The following is a 16,352-nucleotide window of genomic DNA, read 5'->3' as shown; positions in this document are numbered from 1 at the left end:
TTGCGAGAATGCTCGCGCGCGTGCTTGACAAGCGTCGCCCCTCAGTTGAACATACGCTCAACGCGTGGGCATATGCTCAAAAACGCGATTTGAGGGAGGTCACCGTGAAACACGTCCTCGGCGTCGTCTGTGGCGCCTCCGTACTGCTTGCCGTCCCCGCGATGGCCGAAACGACCCTGACGATCGCGACCGTCAACAACGGCGACATGATCCGCATGCAGGGGCTGACCAGCGAATTCACCAAGGCGAACCCCGACATCTCCGTGAAATGGGTGACTCTCGAAGAGAACGTGCTGCGCCAGCGCGTCACCACCGACATCGCCACCAAGGGCGGTCAGTTCGACGTGCTGACCATCGGCACCTATGAGGTGCCGATCTGGGCCAAGAAGGGCTGGCTGGTGCCGCTCGCCAATCTCGGCGCCGATTACGACGTCGCCGACCTGCTGCCGAAGATCAAGGACGCGGTCTCCGTCGACGGCAAGCTCTACGCCGCGCCGTTCTATGGCGAGAGCTCGATGATCATGTACCGCACCGATTTGTTCGAGAAGGCCGGCCTGAAGATGCCGGAAAAGCCGACCTGGGATTTCGTGATCGACGCCGCCAAGAAGGTCACCGACAAGAGCGGTGGCGTCTACGGCATCTGCCTGCGCGGCAAGGCCGGCTGGGGCGAGAACATGGCGTTCCTCTCCGCCATGGCCAATTCCTACGGCGCGCGCTGGTTCGACGAGAAGTGGGAGCCGCAGTTCAATACGCCGGAATGGAAGGCGACACTCACGACCTACGTCAATCTCATGAAGGACGCCGGCCCTCCCGGCGCGAGCTCCAACGGCTTCAACGAGAACCTGGCGCTGTTCAACGCCGGCAAGTGCGGCATGTGGATCGACGCGACGGTGGCGGCATCGTTCGTCACCAACCCGAAGGAATCCAGGGTCGCCGACAAGGTCGGCTTCGCGCTGGCGCCCAACACCGGGCTCGGCAAGAACGCCAACTGGCTGTGGGCCTGGAGTCTCGCAATCCCCGCCGGATCGAAGAAGTCGGAAGCCGCCGAGAAGTTCATCGCCTGGGCGACGAGCAAGGACTACACCAAGATCGTGGCGGCGAAGGAGGGCTGGGCCAATGTGCCGCCGGGCACGCGGACCTCGCTCTACCAGAATCCTGAGTATCTGAAGGTCGCCCCGTTCGCCAAGCTGACGCTGGCCTCGATCGACGCCGCCGACCCGAACAAGCCGACAGTGAAGCCCGTGCCTTACGTCGGCGTGCAATACGCTGCCATTCCCGAATTCCAGGGCATCGGCACCCAGGTGGGGCAGCAATTCTCCGCCGCACTTGCGGGATCGATGACGGTGGATGCGGCGCTGACCGCGGCGCAATCGGTGACCGAGCGCGAGATGAAGCGCGCTGGTTACATCAAGTAGACCCGAGCTCTCCCTGAGCTCACACTTGCGGCCATCCACTTTTCGCTTGATGGATGGCCGCCTTTTCCCCTCGCCCGAGGAGACGCGTGGATGGCAACCCGGCAGACGCAATTCCTTGCGCGGTCGCTCCTGGCCCCGGCCGTCGGGCTCCTGTTCATCTGGATGATCGTCCCGCTCGCGCTGACGATCTACTTCTCGACGCTGCATTACAGCCTGCTCGATCCCGGCTCCGAGGCGTTCGTCGGCCTGGAGAATTTCCGCTACTTCCTCACCGATCCGGCGTTCCTCGCCTCGCTCCAGAACACGCTCGTGCTGGTCGGCTCGGTGCTGGCGCTGACCATCCTGCTCGGCATTCCCCTGGCGCTGCTGATGGACCAGCCCGTGATCGGCCTCAACATCGTGCGGCTGATGGTGATCGCGCCGTTCTTCGTGATGCCGACGGTGAGCGCGCTGGTGTGGAAGAACCTGCTGATGCACCCGGTGTCCGGGCTGTTCGCCTGGCTCGCCGAGGTGTTCGGGTTGACGCCGATCGACTGGTTCACCGATGCGCCGCTGCTCGCCGTGATCCTGATCGTCGCCTGGCAATGGCTGCCGTTCGCAACGCTCATTCTGCTGACCGCGCTGCAATCGCTCGACGAGGAGCAGAAGGAGGCGGCCGAGATGGATGGCGCCAGCGCGCTCTCCGCCTTCATCTACATCACGCTGCCGCACCTGGCGCGGCCCATCACCGTGGTGATCCTGATCGAGACCATCTTCCTGCTCACGGTGTTCGCCGAAATCTATGTCACCACGGGCGGCGGTCCGGGCCTTCAGACCACCAACATCGCCTTCCTGATCTATTCGCAGGCGCTGATCCAGTTCGATGTTGGCAGCGCATCGGCAGGCGGTCTCGTGGCGGTGGTGATCGCCAACATCGTCGCCTTCTTCCTCGTCCGCATCGTCGGCCGCAACCTGGAAGCCTAAAATCATGGCGCGCAAATCAACGACGCAGCGGGTGGTGGTCTCGACGATCGGGGCGTGGTTCTTCGGCTTCCTGATCTTCTTCCCGATCCTGTGGATGGTGCTGACGAGCTTCAAGACCGAGCTCGAAGCTTTCGCCATTCCGCCGTCCTTCCTGTTCTTCCACTGGACCACGGAAAACTATGCGACGGTGCAGGAGCGCAGCGACTATCTGCTCCATGCGATGAACTCGATCATCATCGCCGGCGGCTCGACCTTGATCGCGCTGCTGATCGCGATCCCCGCAGCCTGGTCGATGGCGTTCTCGCCGACCAAGCGCACCAAGGACATCCTGCTCTGGATGCTCTCGACCAAGATGATGCCGCCGGTCGGCGTGCTGGTGCCGATCTACTTGATCTTCAAGACCTTCGGCCTGCTCGATTCCCGCATCGGCCTCGTCTTCATCCTCTGCCTCGGCAATCTGCCGATCGTGATCTGGATGCTCTTCACCTATTTCAAGGAAATTCCGCGCGACATCCTGGAAGCCGCGCGCATGGATGGCGCCACCATCGGCCGCGAGCTCGTCTATGTGCTGACGCCGATGGCGATCCCGGGCCTTGCGTCGACCATGCTGCTCAATTTGATCCTGGCCTGGAACGAGGCGTTCTGGACGCTCAACCTGACGACCTCGAACGCCGCGCCGCTCACCACGTTCATCGCGTCCTATTCGAGCCCGGAAGGGCTGTTCTGGGCCAAGCTGTCGGCGGCTTCCACGCTGGCGATCGCGCCCATCATCATCCTTGGTTGGTTCAGCCAGAAGCAGCTCGTGCGCGGGCTCACCTTCGGCGCGGTAAAGTAAGGGGGCTGCCGGATCATGGGTCAGATTACGCTTCAGGACGTGCAGAAATCCTTCGGCCCCGTGCACATCATCAAGGGCGCCGATCTCGAGATCGCGGACGGCTCCTTCGTGGTGTTCGTGGGACCGTCCGGCTGCGGCAAGACCACGCTGCTGCGGCTGATCGCCGGGCTCGAGGACGTCAGCGGCGGCAAGATTTTGATCGACGGCAAGAACGTCGTCGATACGCCCCCCGCGAAGCGTGGGCTCTCGATGGTGTTCCAGTCCTACGCGCTCTATCCGCATATGAGCGTGCGCGGCAATATCGGTTTCGGCCTGAAGATGGCGGGCCTCTCCAAAGACGAAACCAACCGCAAGGTGGAGGCCGCCGCCGCGACGCTCAACCTCACGCCCTATCTCGACCGCAAGCCGCGCGAACTCTCCGGCGGCCAGCGTCAGCGCGTCGCGATCGGCCGTGCCATCGTCCGCGAGCCCAAGGCGTTCCTGTTCGACGAGCCGCTGTCGAACCTCGACGCGGCCTTGCGCGTGCAGATGCGCATCGAGGTGACGCGGCTCCAGAAGCAACTTGGCACCACCGCGGTCTACGTCACCCACGACCAGGTCGAAGCCATGACCATGGCCGACAAGATCGTCGTGCTCAATGGCGGCAAGATCGAGCAATATGGCTCGCCGCTGGATCTCTACGAGAAGCCCGCCAATCTCTTCGTCGCCGGCTTTATCGGCTCGCCGAAGATGAATCTCGTGACCGGCGAGCCCGCCAAACAGCAAGGCGCGACCACCATCGGCGTGCGGCCGGAGCACATCAAGATCGAGCGCGATGGCGGCGGCGGCTGGCAGGGAACGATCGCGGTTGCCGAGCATCTCGGCAGTGACACTTTCCTCTATGTCGATGCCGGTCCGCTCGGGATGCTGACCGCGCGCTACATCGGCGAATTGAGCCTGCATGCCGGCGACCACGTGTCGCTGGCGCCGGACCCCGCGCGGATTCATCGCTTCGATGCAGGCGGCAACGCCATTCGCGGTTAACAAGAAACGGCAAGAAACGAAAGAAACGGAAATACCAACATGTACCTGGAGAAATTCAAGCTGAGCGGCAAGACCGCGTTCATCACCGGCGGCGGGCAGGGCATTGGGCTGGCCTGCGCCGAAGCGCTGGCCGAGGCCGGCGCCAGGGTCGTGATCGGCGATCGCGACAGCAAGGTCGCCGACAGCGCCAAGGCCAGTCTGAAGGCGAAAGGCTACGATGCCGAGACCGCGATCATGGACGTCACCGACACCAAGCGCGTGGCGGAAGTTGCGAACGACCTCGTTGCCCGCCACGGCAAGGTCGACATCCTCGTCAACAATGCCGGCATCGCTCGCAGCGAAACGCCCGCGGAGACCGTCACCGACGAGCACTGGCTCAACGTCATCGACGTCAACCTCAACGGCACGTTCTGGTGCTGCCGCGAATTTGGCAAGCATATGTTGAAGGCCAAGAGCGGCGCCATCGTCAATATCGGCTCGATGTCCGGATTCATCGTCAACAAGCCGCAGGAGCAGGCCTTCTACAACGCCTCCAAGGCGGGCGTGCACCATCTGACCAAGTCGCTGGCCGCCGAATGGGGCGCGCGCGGCGTGCGCGTCAACGCGGTGGCGCCAACTTATATCGACACGCCGCTCAACGCGTTCGTCAAGAGCGATGCCAGAATGTATGACGCCTGGATCGGTGGAACCCCGATGGCGCGGATGGGGCAGGTCGACGAGATCGCCTCGGTCGTGCTGTTCCTGGCCTCGGAGGCGGCGAGCCTGATGACCGGCAGCATCGTGCTTGTGGATGGCGGCTACACTTGCTGGTAGGCTTGCGTCAAAATTGACGAAAGCGACCGGGAGCAACAATGCCGCGAGCGTATATCGGCGTCGACGTGGGGACCACGAGCACGCGGGCAGGGGTGTTTGACGAGGCGGGCACTTTGCTTGCGACCGCCAAGCATCCAATCCGGATCTGGCACGAGGCCGGCGACATCGTCGAGCAGTCGTCGGCCGACATCTGGGACGCCTGCGTGAGATCGGTGCGGGCCGCGATGGCGGAAGCTGCAATCGCGCCCGACAGCGTCGGCGGCGTCGGCTTCGATGCGACCTGTTCCCTTGTGGTGCTCGATCCCCTGGGCGAGCCGGTCACCGTCAGCGCGTCCGGAGACAAGCAGCGCAACGTCATCGTCTGGATGGATCACCGCGCCACGGCCGAGGCGCGGCTGATCAACGAGACCGGAGATGCCGTGCTGCGCTATGTCGGCGGCTCGATCTCGCCCGAGATGGAGATGCCAAAACTGTTGTGGCTGAAGCGGCACATGCGCGCGAGTTTTGACGCCGCGGGCCATTTTTTCGATCTGGCAGATTACCTGACCTGGCGCGCGACGGGATCGCTGCAACGCTCGACCTGCACCGTCACCTGCAAGTGGAACTATCTTGCCCATGATGGCGGCGGCTGGAGCGCGCCGTTCTTCAAGCGCATTGGCTTGTCGGATTTCGTTAATGAGAAATACGCCCGCATCGGCACCGAGATCGTTGCGCCGGGCACGCGGCTCGGCGCGGGTCTCACGAGCGCCTCCGCCTCCGACCTGGGCTTGTCGCCCGGCACACCTGTCGGCGCATCGCTGATCGATGCCCATGCCGGCGGCATCGGCGCAATCGGTGGCCGTGACGGATCGGGCGGGGCGGCTGACGTCTCGGACCGCCTTGCCTACATCATGGGAACGTCGGCCTGCATCATGGCGACGACGAAGGAGCCGTGTTTCGTGCCCGGTGTCTGGGGCCCTTATTATTCTGGTATGGTGCCGGACTTCTGGCTCAACGAGGGTGGGCAGTCGGCCGCGGGCGCGGCGATCGACCATCTGCTCAAATCGCATCCGGGCCATGCCGAGGCGAGTGCGGCGGCGCGTAACGACGGCGTCGATCTCATCGAGTTCCTCGAGCGCCGCATCATCGCGCGCGCCGGCGATGCCAGCCGCGCCGCGCTGCTCGCCCGTGATATCCATGTCCTCCCCGAATTCATCGGCAATCGCTCGCCCTATGCCGACCCCGATACGCGCGCGGTGATCGCGGGCCTCGATCTCGACACCGATATCGGCGCCATGGAGCGGCTGTTCGTTGCCGGCCTATGCGGGCTCGCCTATGGTCTTGCCGAGGTGATCGAGGCCTTTGCCGCGCATGGCGTTCATTCCAGCATCATGATCATGGGCGGCGGCGCCAGCCGGAGTCCGCTGGTGCGACAGATCATGGCTGATACCACCGGCCTGACGGTCGCGCTGCCGCAGACGAAGGAGCCGGTGCTGCTAGGTGCGGCGATGTTAGGTGCGGTTGCCGGCGGCGCCTATGCCTCGATCGGCGAGACCATGGCAAAAATGTCGGCGCTGGGACGGAAGAGCGCACCGACCGCGCCCGACATGGCCGCGTTTCACGCCCGCAAGCGGGATGTGTATAAGTTGCTCCGCGAGGTCGACCGCGGCAGCCGTGCCGCGATGCGCGACGCCGCAAAGGACTGAATTCGGGGTTGAAACGGATGCTGATGTCTTGCGGCGATGCGCTGATCGATTTTGTACCGACTCGAAACGCCGAGGGGCGCGAGGCGGTGATGCCGGCGGTCGGCGGCTCCTGTCTTAACGTTGCGATCGGGATGGCGCGGCTGGGGGCGCCAACTGTCTTTGTCGGCGGCATCTCGACCGATCTGTTCGGGCGCATGATCGCCGATCATGCCGCAGCCTCGAACGTAGAGCTCAGCTTCGCCACCCGCAGTGATCATCAGACCACGCTCGCCTTCGTGCGCATCGTCGCGGGCGAGTCGCATTACGCCTTCTATGATGCCGAGACCGCGACGCGGAATTGGACCTACCGGCCCGGCTCTATTCCCTTTGATAAAGTCGAAGTCCTCCACGTCGGATCGACCACGCTGGTCAACGACCAGGGCGCGGCCGAGACCAAAGCCCTGATTGCAGACGCGCGGGCGTCCTCGACGATCTCCTTCGATCCAAACTGCCGGCCTAATCTGGTCAAGGACAAGCCGGCCTATCTCGCGCGCATGGCGGAGTTCGGCGGCCACGCCGATCTCATCAAGATGTCGGATGTCGACTTCGCCTATCTCTTTGGCGAGGAGCCCTATGCGCAACGTGCGAGCGCGCTGCTGGGGCAGGGCACGAGCCTCGTCGTCATCACCCGCGGCAACAACGGTGCCATGGCCTGGCATGCCAAGGCTGGGCATGTCGAAGTCACTGCGCCAAAAGTCGAGGTCGCCGATACCATCGGCGCCGGCGACAGTTTTCAGGCCGCGCTGCTGTTCGCCCTGCACAAGCAGGGACGCCTTGCCCGGCAGCAATTGAAGGACATCGGCGCTGACGAGCTCCGCCGCGCGCTGTCCTTTGCCGCCAATTGTGCCGGCCTGACCTGCACTCGCCCGGGCGCCGATCCGCCCTGGAGCCATGAGATCACCTGGAGCTGGTAGCTAGACAGGGTGTCCGGGCTCCTAATTTCTGAGTTGTTCCGGTGAATTGCGGCCATGCGCCGGCCGAAATGGACAGGATAGCCACACGCTGGCAAGGTCCGCGCGACCTCACGCGAGCCTGCCCTTATGAGCAACGATCTGTGTTTCCTGTCCGCCGTCGAACTGCGCGCGCGCATCAGCGGCAAGGAGGTCTCCCCTGTCGAGATCACCCGCGCTGTGCTCGCGCGCGCCGAGGCGCTCCAGGGCGAATTGAACTGCTTCATCACGCTGTGTGGCGACGAGGCGCTTGCCGAGGCGCGCGAAGCCGAGCGCAAAATGACGGCCGGCGAGCCGCTCGGCTTGCTGCACGGCATTCCCTACACCGTCAAGGACATCGTCAACACCAAGGGCGTGAAGACCACGTTCGGCGCCGTTCCCTACAAGGACAATGTGCCGAATGAGGATGCCGTGGCGGTTGCGCGGTTGCGCGCCGAGGGCGCGATCCTGATCGGCAAGACCACGACGCCGGAATTCGGCAGCAAATGTCTGACCGACTCACCGCTGTTCGGCCGCACCCGCAATGCGTGGAGCGCGGAGCGTTCCTCCGGCGGCTCCAGCGGCGGCGCGGCGGTGGCGGTGGCAAGCGGCATCGCGCCGCTGGCGATCGCGACCGATGGTGGGGGCTCGACGCGGATTCCCGCCGCCTGCAACGGCGTGGTCGGGCTGAAGCAGAGCAACGGGGTCATCGCGCACAGCCAGGCGCTCGATGCTTTCGGCAATCAGACCTATGTCACGCCGATGACGCGCGATGTCGCCGACACCGCCTTGATGATGCAGGCGATGGCCGGCGAGGATGCCTGCGATCCCTGGTCAATCGGCGTGCCCGTGCCTGATTTTATCGGCACGGCCACCCCGCGCGGCGATCTGCGCGGGCAAAAAATCCTGTATTGCCTGTCGCCGCCCGGACGTCCCGTGTCTGCGGATGTCGCCACGGCCTTCAAGGCAAGCCTCGATCGGTTGGCGAGCCTGGGTGCCGAGCTCGAGCAATTTTCGGGCGAAGGGTTTGATATCGAGCCGATCTGGCGCGCCATCAACCACACGGTCTGGCGCACGCGTTTTGCCAAGCTGGTTGCCGAGCACGGCGACGTCCTCAGCGAGGCCTTCGTCAAGCAGGTCGCGCTTGCGACCAATGTCAGCGGCGTCGCCTATCAGGAGGCGATGTTCGCGCGCACCGCGCTGTTCCGGCGCGTGCAATCCCTGCTTGCGCGCGGTCATCTGCTGGCGATGCCGACCATCACCCGCACCGCATTGCCGATCGACCAGGATCTGTTCGGCACCATCGAGATCGACGGCAAGCATTTTGACAGCGTCCGGCCGCACTGGTTCCCCTGGACCATGCCTTTCAACATGACCGGCCACCCGGCAATCAGTCTCCCCTGCGGCTTCGGCCGCGACGGCCTGCCGATCGGGCTTCAGCTTGTCGGCCGATTCCGTGCCGACGCAGAATTGCTGCGCGTCAGCGCGCTGTTCGAGGCCTCGCACGACCTTTTGTCCCGCCGGCCCGGCTGATGAGGCACTTGCCGCAAAGGGCTTGCCTTGGGCGTCCGGACATGTTGATCGTGCCGCGGATGAGCCCTGAAACCGAGCGCGCATGAGCGTATTCTTTCTCCGACGTCTCCTGACCTTGCTCGCGACGCTGGTCGGCGCATCCGTGATCATTTTCCTGGTGCTGGATGCCTTGCCCGGCAACGCTGCGCAGATGCTGATGGGCGCCGATGCGTCGGCGGATGCGGTGCGCGCGCTCACGGTCAAGCTCGGGCTCGATCAGCCGCTCGCGGTTCGTTACCTGCAATGGATCAAGGGACTTCTGATCGGCGATCTCGGCAACTCTTATGTTTACGGCACGCCAGTCGCGAGCCTGATCGCGGAGCGGCTGGTACTGACCATTCCGCTCGCGATCATGTCCATGCTGATCACGGTGACGCTGGCGCTCTCGGCCGGCATCTACACCGCCGCCAACCACAACAAGCTCGGCGACGTCGGCGTGATGTCGCTGACCCAGATCGGCATCGCTCTGCCGAACTTCTGGTTTGCGATTCTACTGGTGCTGCTGTTCTCGGTGCGGCTGCAATGGTTGTCCGCCGGCGGTTTTCCCGGCTGGGAGGACGGCATCTGGTTGGGTGTCAAATCGCTGCTGCTGCCGGCGGTCTCGCTGGCGGTGGTGCAGGCCGCAATCCTCGCGCGCGTCACGCGCTCGGCGGTGCTGGAAGTGCTGCGCGAAGACTTCGTTCGCACCGCGCGCGCAAAAGGTCTCGGCAAGCGCGAGGTGCTGTGGAGCCACGTGCTGCGCAACGCCATGATCCCGGTGATGACGGTGATGGGGCTGCAATTCGCTAATCTGCTGGCCGGCACGATCGTGATCGAGAACGTGTTCTATCTGCCGGGCCTTGGCCGGCTGATCTTCCAGTCGATCGCCAACCGCGACCTGATCGTGGTGCGCAACTGCGTGATGCTGCTCGCGGCGATGGTCGTCGTCGTCAATTTCGTGGTCGACATCCTCTATGCCTTTATCGATCCCCGCATCAAGGTGCACGATTTGTGAGCGCGCCGCTGACTAGCCTCGCTGACGCACCGATTGCTGTGCGTCCTTTGCCGGCCCGGACGTTTTGGGGCCGCGCGCTGCGCCATCGCAGTTTTGTGCTGGGCGGCGCGCTCAGCCTGCTGGTGCTCGTCTCGGCGCTGCTGTCGCTGGTGTGGACGCCGTGGTCACCCTACGAGATCGACATCGCCTCGAAACTCCGGCCACCATCCGCGGCGCACTGGCTCGGCACCGATTCCTTCGGGCGCGATATCGTCTCGCTGCTGCTTGCGGGCGCCCGCTCCACCATTCTGGTCGGCATCATCGCTGTCGGCATCGGTCTCACCTTCGGCGTCTGCCTCGGCCTCATCGCCTCGGCCCGGCGCGGCTGGACCGAAGAGATCATCATGCGCTTCTCCGACTTCACCTTCGCCTTTCCGGCCGTGCTCTCAGCCATCATGCTCGCCGCGGTGGTGGGGCCGGGCATGGTCACCTCAATCATCGCGATCGGCATCTTCCAGATCCCGACGCTGACCCGGTTGACGCGCGGCTCGGCCAACGCGATCTGGGCGCGCGAATATGTGTTGGCGGCGCGCGCCGCGGGGAAGGGCAAATTCCGCATCACCATCGAGCACGTGCTGCCCAACATCCTGTCGATCCTGATCGTGCAGGCGACCATCCAGTTCGCGCTCGCAATTCTTGCCGAAGCCGCCTTGTCTTATCTCGGCCTCGGCACGCAGCCGCCGCAGCCGTCCTGGGGTCGCATGCTGAACGACGCACAGACATTGCTGTTCCAGTCGCCGATGCTTGCGGTCTATCCGGGTGCCGCGATCGCCATCGCCGTGCTCGGTCTCAATCTCCTCGGCGACGGATTGCGCGACCTGCTCGATCCCCGACTGGCGCGGGAGCGGTGACGATGGCTGATCCCGCAACCCTACCGCTGATCGAGGTCGCCAATCTCGGCGTCCGCCTCAACACCAGCCGCGGGCCGGCACAGGCAGTGCGCGGCGTCAGTTTTGCGTTGAAGCGCGGCGAGACGCTCGGGCTCGTCGGCGAATCCGGCTGCGGCAAGTCGGTGACGGCGTTGTCGCTGATGGGGCTGTTGCCCGATAGCGCGGTCATCACCGGCAGCATCAAGCTCGAGGGACGCGAACTCGTCGGGCTACCGGATGCGGACTATTGCGGCTTGCGCGGCAACCGCATCAGCATGATCTTTCAGGAGCCGATGACGGCGCTGAACCCGATGCACACGATCGGCCATCAGGTTGCCGAGCCGCTGCGGCGTCACAAGAAATTTTCGGCGGCGCAGGCGCGGCGAGAGGTAATCGCCTTGCTCGACCGCGTCGGCCTGCCCGATCCGGCCAAGCGCATCGATGCCTATCCGCACCAATTTTCCGGCGGCCAGCGCCAGCGCGTCACCATTGCGATGGCGCTTGCCTGCGAGCCCGACCTGTTGATTGCGGACGAGCCGACCACCGCGCTCGACGTCACCATCCAGGGCCAGATCCTCGATCTCATCGCCGATCTCGTCGAGGAGCGCGGCATGTCGATGATCCTGATCTCGCACGATCTCGGCGTCATCGCCGAGAACGTGCAGCGCATGATGGTGATGTATGGCGGCACCGTCGTCGAGAGCGGGCCGACCAACGAAGTGTTTCGTCGCATGGGACATCCCTACACGCAGGGCCTGTTCCGCGCGCGGCCGAAGCTTGGCGCGCGCAAGGGGACGCGGCTGACGACGATCGCGGGCACCGTGCCGGAGCTCGCGGATCTTCCGGCCGGCTGCACCTTCTCCGAACGATGTCCGCTTGTGATCGATCAGTGCCGCGCGGCGCTGCCGCCGATGGTCGAAGTCGGCCCCGGCCATGGCGTGCGCTGTGTCCGCACCGATGTCTCCATGGCCGCGAATGTCGGAGCGCTGTCCGCATGACCGCCGCGCCTCTTCTCGACGTGAAAGACCTCGAGCAGCGCTACACGCTGCCCCGCGAAAGCCTGTTCCGCCCGCCCGGCCAGGTGCGCGCGCTCAATGGCGTCAGCGTGCAGGTCAATGCTGGCAAGAGCCTCGGCATCGTCGGCGAGTCCGGCTCGGGCAAATCGACCTTCGCGCGGGTGGTGATGGCGCTGGAGCGGCCGACATCGGGACAGGTGGCGATGCTCGGCCGCGACCTCAATCAGATCTCCGCCAATGAGCTGCGCCGTGCGCGCCGCGATTTCCAGATGGTGTTCCAGGACCCTTACGGCTCGCTCGATCCGCGCCAAACTATCGCGCGCATCGTGGCTGAGCCGCTGACCGTGCTGGAAGGCGCCGATCGCAGCACGTTCCGCGAGCGCGTCGCCGCGGTGCTGCGGCAGGTCGGTTTGCGCGATGCCGACATGGACAAATATCCGCACGAATTTTCCGGCGGCCAGCGTCAGCGCATCGCGATTGCCCGCGCGCTGATTACGCAGCCGAAGCTGATTGTGGCCGACGAGCCGGTCTCCGCGCTCGACGTCTCCGTGCAGGCGCAGGTGTTGAATCTGATGCAGGACCTCCAGGAACAGTTCGGCCTGAGCTACGTCCTGATCAGTCACGACCTCGCCGTCGTCGACTATCTCTGCGACGAGGTCGCGGTGATGTATCTCGGCCGGATCGTCGAGCAGGGCCGCCCCGAGGATTTGTTCGAGCGCTGCGCCCATCCCTATACAAGGGCGCTGCTGGACGCTGTGCCGCGGGCGCGTGCCGGTGGCGGCCGGCGCCGGCGCGGGGCCCAGGCGATCGCCTCGCAATCGGCGACTGCCGCCGGTTGTCCCTATGTCGCGCGCTGTGCGCTCGCCGACCAGCATTGCCGCGAGGCCCTGCCTGAGTTACGCAAGGTTGGCGAGGCCCATCTCGCCGCCTGCCACAAGGCGGAGGCCGTGATGGCGTTGCCGCAGCCTGCCGCGGAGGGTTAGTCTCGGGCGCAGGTTTGGCGTAGACTGGGAATTGAGAAGGCAGGGGAGATACGTATGTTCAGGAAACTATCGATCGTCGCTTTTGCCGCAGCCCTTGCCGCGGCGCCGCTGCCGGTGCTGGCACAAAGCAAGAAAGACAGCGTCGTCATGGCGATGGCGCTGGAGCCGCCGGGACTCGATCCCACCAACGCTGCGGCGGCCGCGATCGCCGAGGTCACGCTCTACAACATCTATGAGACCCTGACCAAGATCAACGAGGACGGCTCGGTCTCGCCGCTGCTGGCCGAAAGCTGGACCGCGTCGCCCGACCTGAAGAGCTATACGTTCAAGCTGCGCAAGGGCGTCAAATTCCACAATGGCGAGGCCTTCGATTCCGCCGCGGTGAAGTTCTCGTTCGAGCGCAATGCGGTGCCGACCAGCACCAACAAGGACAAGAGCCTGTTTCAGAACTTCGAGTCCGTTGCTACGCCCGATGCCGACACGGTGGTGCTCACTCTGAAGAATTCCGAGCCGAACCTGCCGTTCCTTTTGGGACAGGCGAGCGGCTCGATCGTCGAGCCGAAGAGCGCGCCGACCAATGTCACGCAGCCGGTCGGCACCGGGCCTTACCAGCTCGGTGCCTGGGCCAAGGGCTCGTCGATGACCCTGACCAAATGGGCCGACTACCGCAACGCCGCTGCGATCAAGCTTGCGAAGGTGACGATCCGCTTCATCTCCGATCCGTCGGCGCAGACCGCGGCGCTGCTCTCGGGTGACGTCGATGCATTCCCGCGCGTCGCGGCGCAGCGCACCATCGCGCAGTTCAAGGCCGATCCGCGCTTCAACGTCCAGGTCGGCGGCTCCCGTGCCAAGACCATCGTCGCCATCAACGAGCGCAAGAAGCCGCTCGATGACGTCCGCGTGCGCCGCGCCATCCTGGCCGCGATCGACCGCGAGGCGATGATCGACGGTGCGGTCGACGGCTTCGGCAGGCCGATCGGCAGCTTCTACGTGCCGGGCGCGCTCGGCTTCGTCGACACCACCGGCATCAATCCCTACGACCCCGAGAAAGCCAAGAAGCTGCTTGCCGAAGCTGGCGTCACGACCCCGCTCGAGCTGTCGCTAAAACTGCCGCCGCCGTCCTATGCGCGGCAGGGCGGCGAGATCCTCGCGGCCCAGCTCGCCAAGGTCGGCATCATCGCCAAGATCGAGAACGTCGAATGGGCGCAATGGCTGTCGCAGGTGTTCGCCGGCAATGGGCCGCACAATTTCGATCTCACCATCGTCAGCCATGTCGAGCCGTTCGACCTCGTCAAGATTACCGAGCCGGACTACTACCTCGGCTACAACAACGACGCCTTCAACGCGCTGTACAAGCAGATCGTGTCGACGCCGGATGAAGCGGCCCGCGCAAAGCTGCTCGGCGACGCCCAGCGCATGCTGGCTACCGACGCCGTCTCCGGCTATTTGTACCAGCCGCAACTGATCACCATCACCAACAAGAAGCTGAAGGGCGTCTGGAAGGAAGTGCCACAGTTCGAGAACGATTTTTCGACCTGGGCCTGGGAGTAGGGCCACAAGGGCACGGCCCTGTTCACCTCTCCCACGGGAGAGGTGAACAACAAAATCTGAAAAACAACCCCATGCACAGTAGCCGGTGACTGCCGGTTCAATGGCTTACGCATTCCCCGGAGCCGTTGCCCCGTCGGGCAAAACAGTGGCATGATGTGATCATGGCGGGGGCGCCGGTAACCGGTGCCGTCTCCGGCTTGCTGTGTCAGCTGCAGCTGATCACCATCGCCGGCAAGAAGCTCAAAGGTGACCGGAAGAAAGTCCCGCAGCCCGAGAACAATTCTCGACGGCGGCCTGGGAATATGCGCGGTGCTCCCACATCTCAGTGAAATTGCACAGTTCATCGGTTGTTGCCGATTCTTCCTGCACTTTATAAGTGCGGAATTGCCGAAAGCCGATAGTCAAACGGCGCGGCCGGTACGATTTTATTTAACGATTTGTAGCTAAATTCATCGTGATTTCTGATTGCGCGTTGCTTCGACTTTTTTCGGTGTCGCAAATGGCACCTTTTGGGGGACATTTGCATGCCGACCCAGGGCTCCTATCGCTCGCGGCTGTTTATTGCGACGATCGCATCGGCCACACTCGGCATTCTCGGTTTCGCTACGATCGGTTTTGGCGCCGCTGTGGTCGGCGAAAGCCGAAAGGTCGAGATCACGCAGAAAGGATCGAGCGGCCTCGATGCACTCAAGGCGCAGTATCGCAGGCCCGCGACGATCCCTTTCCCCAAGGACAATCCTTACACGCCCGAGAAGTCGGCGCTCGGCAAGAAGCTCTATTTCGACACGCGCCTCTCGGTAACCTCCGCGCAGTCGTGCGCGAGTTGCCATAGCCCGGGCTTCGGCTGGGGCGATGGCCTTGCCGTCGGCGTCGGTCACGGCATGGCGAAGCTCGGTCGTCGCTCGCCGACAATTGTCAACGCGGCCTGGAGCGCGATCTACATGTGGGATGGCCGTCTTCCGACGCTGGAAGATCAGGCGCTCGGTCCGATCCAATCGCCCGGCGAAATGAACATGAAGCTCGACCAGCTTATGGAGCGGCTCGCGAGCATTCCCGAATACAGGCCGATGTTCGACGCGACGTTTCCAGGCCAGGGCATGAAGCCGGCGACGTTGGCGCAGGCAATCGCGACCTATGAGCGTACCGTTGTCTCGGAACGAGCGCCGTTCGACGCCTGGATCGAAGGCAACGAGAAGGCGATCTCCGAAGAGGCCAAGCGTGGCTTCGCTGTGTTCAATGGCAAAGCGCAATGCGCCGCCTGCCATGAGGGCTGGAATTTCACCAATGAGGGCTTTCAGGACATAGGCCTGCTGAGCACCGACATCGGCCGTGGTGAATACCTTCCCGGAGTGATCAAGATGCAGCACGCGTTCAAGACGCCGGGCCTGCGCGAGATCACCCGCCGCGGTCCTTTCATGCATGACGGCTCGCTCGCCACGCTCGAAGCGGTCATTGACCATTATGACCACGCCGGCGTTGACCGGCCCAGCCGATCGGACCTCATCGTCCGCTCGCACTGACCGCGCAGGACAAAACCGATCTCATCGCATTCCTCAAGACATTGACCAGTGAACTCGGTCCGACGGCCGTGCCGGTCCTCCCACGCTAAACCTCGAAGGATATTCA

The 16,352-nt window shown here is 64.1% G+C and carries 14 protein-coding genes; all 14 read left to right on the top strand.

The window, feature by feature from the left end; genetic code table 11:
• Positions 1-161 precede the first annotated feature (161 nt).
• The 14 genes from UP06_RS25140 (at position 162) to UP06_RS25075 (ending at position 16,246) form a co-directional block, all read left to right on the top strand.
• Entirely contained in the window at positions 162-1,415 is a 1,254-nt protein-coding gene (locus tag UP06_RS25140; RefSeq protein WP_245305544.1) for an ABC transporter substrate-binding protein, read from the top strand.
• A 90-nt stretch (positions 1,416-1,505) separates the two neighbouring features.
• Positions 1,506-2,378, top strand: coding sequence for a carbohydrate ABC transporter permease (locus tag UP06_RS25135; protein WP_045006360.1), 873 nt, complete (start codon positions 1,506-1,508; stop codon positions 2,376-2,378).
• 4 nt (positions 2,379-2,382) lie between these two features.
• Positions 2,383-3,213, top strand: a complete 831-nt coding sequence (locus tag UP06_RS25130) for a carbohydrate ABC transporter permease (RefSeq protein WP_045006359.1) — start codon at positions 2,383-2,385, stop codon at positions 3,211-3,213.
• 15 nt (positions 3,214-3,228) lie between these two features.
• A complete protein-coding gene (locus UP06_RS25125; protein ID WP_045006358.1) occupies positions 3,229-4,236 on the top strand; it encodes an ABC transporter ATP-binding protein in 1,008 nt (335 codons plus the stop codon).
• A gap of 39 nt (positions 4,237-4,275) precedes the next feature.
• Positions 4,276-5,049 carry an SDR family NAD(P)-dependent oxidoreductase gene (locus UP06_RS25120; protein ID WP_045006357.1) on the top strand — a complete coding sequence of 258 codons (774 nt, stop codon included), beginning with the start codon at positions 4,276-4,278 and terminating at the stop codon, positions 5,047-5,049.
• Positions 5,050-5,087: 38 nt separating this feature from the next.
• The gene (locus tag UP06_RS25115) at positions 5,088-6,734 is read left to right on the top strand and encodes an FGGY-family carbohydrate kinase (protein ID WP_045006356.1); all 1,647 of its coding nucleotides are present in this window, start codon (positions 5,088-5,090) and stop codon (positions 6,732-6,734) included.
• Positions 6,735-6,751: 17 nt separating this feature from the next.
• Positions 6,752-7,687, top strand: coding sequence for a carbohydrate kinase family protein (locus UP06_RS25110; RefSeq protein WP_045006355.1), 936 nt, complete (start codon positions 6,752-6,754; stop codon positions 7,685-7,687).
• 126 nt (positions 7,688-7,813) lie between these two features.
• Positions 7,814-9,235, top strand: coding sequence for an amidase (locus UP06_RS25105; protein WP_045006354.1), 1,422 nt, complete (start codon positions 7,814-7,816; stop codon positions 9,233-9,235).
• Positions 9,236-9,317: 82 nt separating this feature from the next.
• Positions 9,318-10,268, top strand: a complete 951-nt coding sequence (locus UP06_RS25100; protein ID WP_045006353.1) for an ABC transporter permease — start codon at positions 9,318-9,320, stop codon at positions 10,266-10,268.
• Positions 10,265-11,158, top strand: a complete 894-nt coding sequence (locus UP06_RS25095) for an ABC transporter permease (protein WP_045006352.1) — start codon at positions 10,265-10,267, stop codon at positions 11,156-11,158. Before UP06_RS25100 ends, UP06_RS25095 begins: the two co-directional genes overlap by 4 nt.
• 2 nt (positions 11,159-11,160) lie before the next feature.
• Complete coding sequence (locus UP06_RS25090) at positions 11,161-12,174, top strand: ABC transporter ATP-binding protein (protein WP_045006351.1); 1,014 nt, start codon at positions 11,161-11,163, stop codon at positions 12,172-12,174.
• Positions 12,171-13,175: an ABC transporter ATP-binding protein gene (locus UP06_RS25085; protein WP_045006350.1), complete on the top strand. Its 1,005-nt coding sequence runs from the start codon at positions 12,171-12,173 to the stop codon at positions 13,173-13,175. Before UP06_RS25090 ends, UP06_RS25085 begins: the two co-directional genes overlap by 4 nt.
• Before the next feature lie 54 nt (positions 13,176-13,229).
• Entirely contained in the window at positions 13,230-14,726 is a 1,497-nt protein-coding gene (locus UP06_RS25080; protein WP_045006349.1) for an ABC transporter substrate-binding protein, read from the top strand.
• Positions 14,727-15,250: 524 nt separating this feature from the next.
• A complete protein-coding gene (locus UP06_RS25075; RefSeq protein ID WP_245305535.1) occupies positions 15,251-16,246 on the top strand; it encodes a cytochrome-c peroxidase in 996 nt (331 codons plus the stop codon).
• Positions 16,247-16,352: the final 106 nt, after the last annotated feature.

The sequence above is a fragment of the Bradyrhizobium sp. LTSP857 genome, from assembly GCF_000938285.1.
Classification (GTDB): Bacteria; Pseudomonadota; Alphaproteobacteria; order Rhizobiales; family Xanthobacteraceae; genus Bradyrhizobium.
Note: the sequence above shows the minus strand (reverse complement) of the source record. Positions and strands in the feature narration are given on the sequence as shown.

Excerpts from the sequence above, each read along its gene's own strand:
- UP06_RS25135 (WP_045006360.1), top strand. The coding sequence starts at position 1,506 with ATGGCAACCCGGCAGACGCAATTCCTTGCGCGGTCGCTCCTGGCCCCG.
- UP06_RS25100 (WP_045006353.1), top strand. The coding sequence starts at position 9,318 with ATGAGCGTATTCTTTCTCCGACGTCTCCTGACCTTGCTCGCGACGCTG.
- UP06_RS25120 (WP_045006357.1), top strand. The coding sequence starts at position 4,276 with ATGTACCTGGAGAAATTCAAGCTGAGCGGCAAGACCGCGTTCATCACC.
- UP06_RS25075 (WP_245305535.1), top strand. The coding sequence starts at position 15,251 with ATGCCGACCCAGGGCTCCTATCGCTCGCGGCTGTTTATTGCGACGATC.
- UP06_RS25080 (WP_045006349.1), top strand. The coding sequence starts at position 13,230 with ATGTTCAGGAAACTATCGATCGTCGCTTTTGCCGCAGCCCTTGCCGCG.
- UP06_RS25140 (WP_245305544.1), top strand. The coding sequence starts at position 162 with ATGGCCGAAACGACCCTGACGATCGCGACCGTCAACAACGGCGACATG.
- UP06_RS25085 (WP_045006350.1), top strand. The coding sequence starts at position 12,171 with ATGACCGCCGCGCCTCTTCTCGACGTGAAAGACCTCGAGCAGCGCTAC.
- UP06_RS25110 (WP_045006355.1), top strand. The coding sequence starts at position 6,752 with ATGCTGATGTCTTGCGGCGATGCGCTGATCGATTTTGTACCGACTCGA.
- UP06_RS25130 (WP_045006359.1), top strand. The coding sequence starts at position 2,383 with ATGGCGCGCAAATCAACGACGCAGCGGGTGGTGGTCTCGACGATCGGG.
- UP06_RS25105 (WP_045006354.1), top strand. The coding sequence starts at position 7,814 with ATGAGCAACGATCTGTGTTTCCTGTCCGCCGTCGAACTGCGCGCGCGC.
- UP06_RS25125 (WP_045006358.1), top strand. The coding sequence starts at position 3,229 with ATGGGTCAGATTACGCTTCAGGACGTGCAGAAATCCTTCGGCCCCGTG.
- UP06_RS25090 (WP_045006351.1), top strand. The coding sequence starts at position 11,161 with ATGGCTGATCCCGCAACCCTACCGCTGATCGAGGTCGCCAATCTCGGC.
- UP06_RS25115 (WP_045006356.1), top strand. The coding sequence starts at position 5,088 with ATGCCGCGAGCGTATATCGGCGTCGACGTGGGGACCACGAGCACGCGG.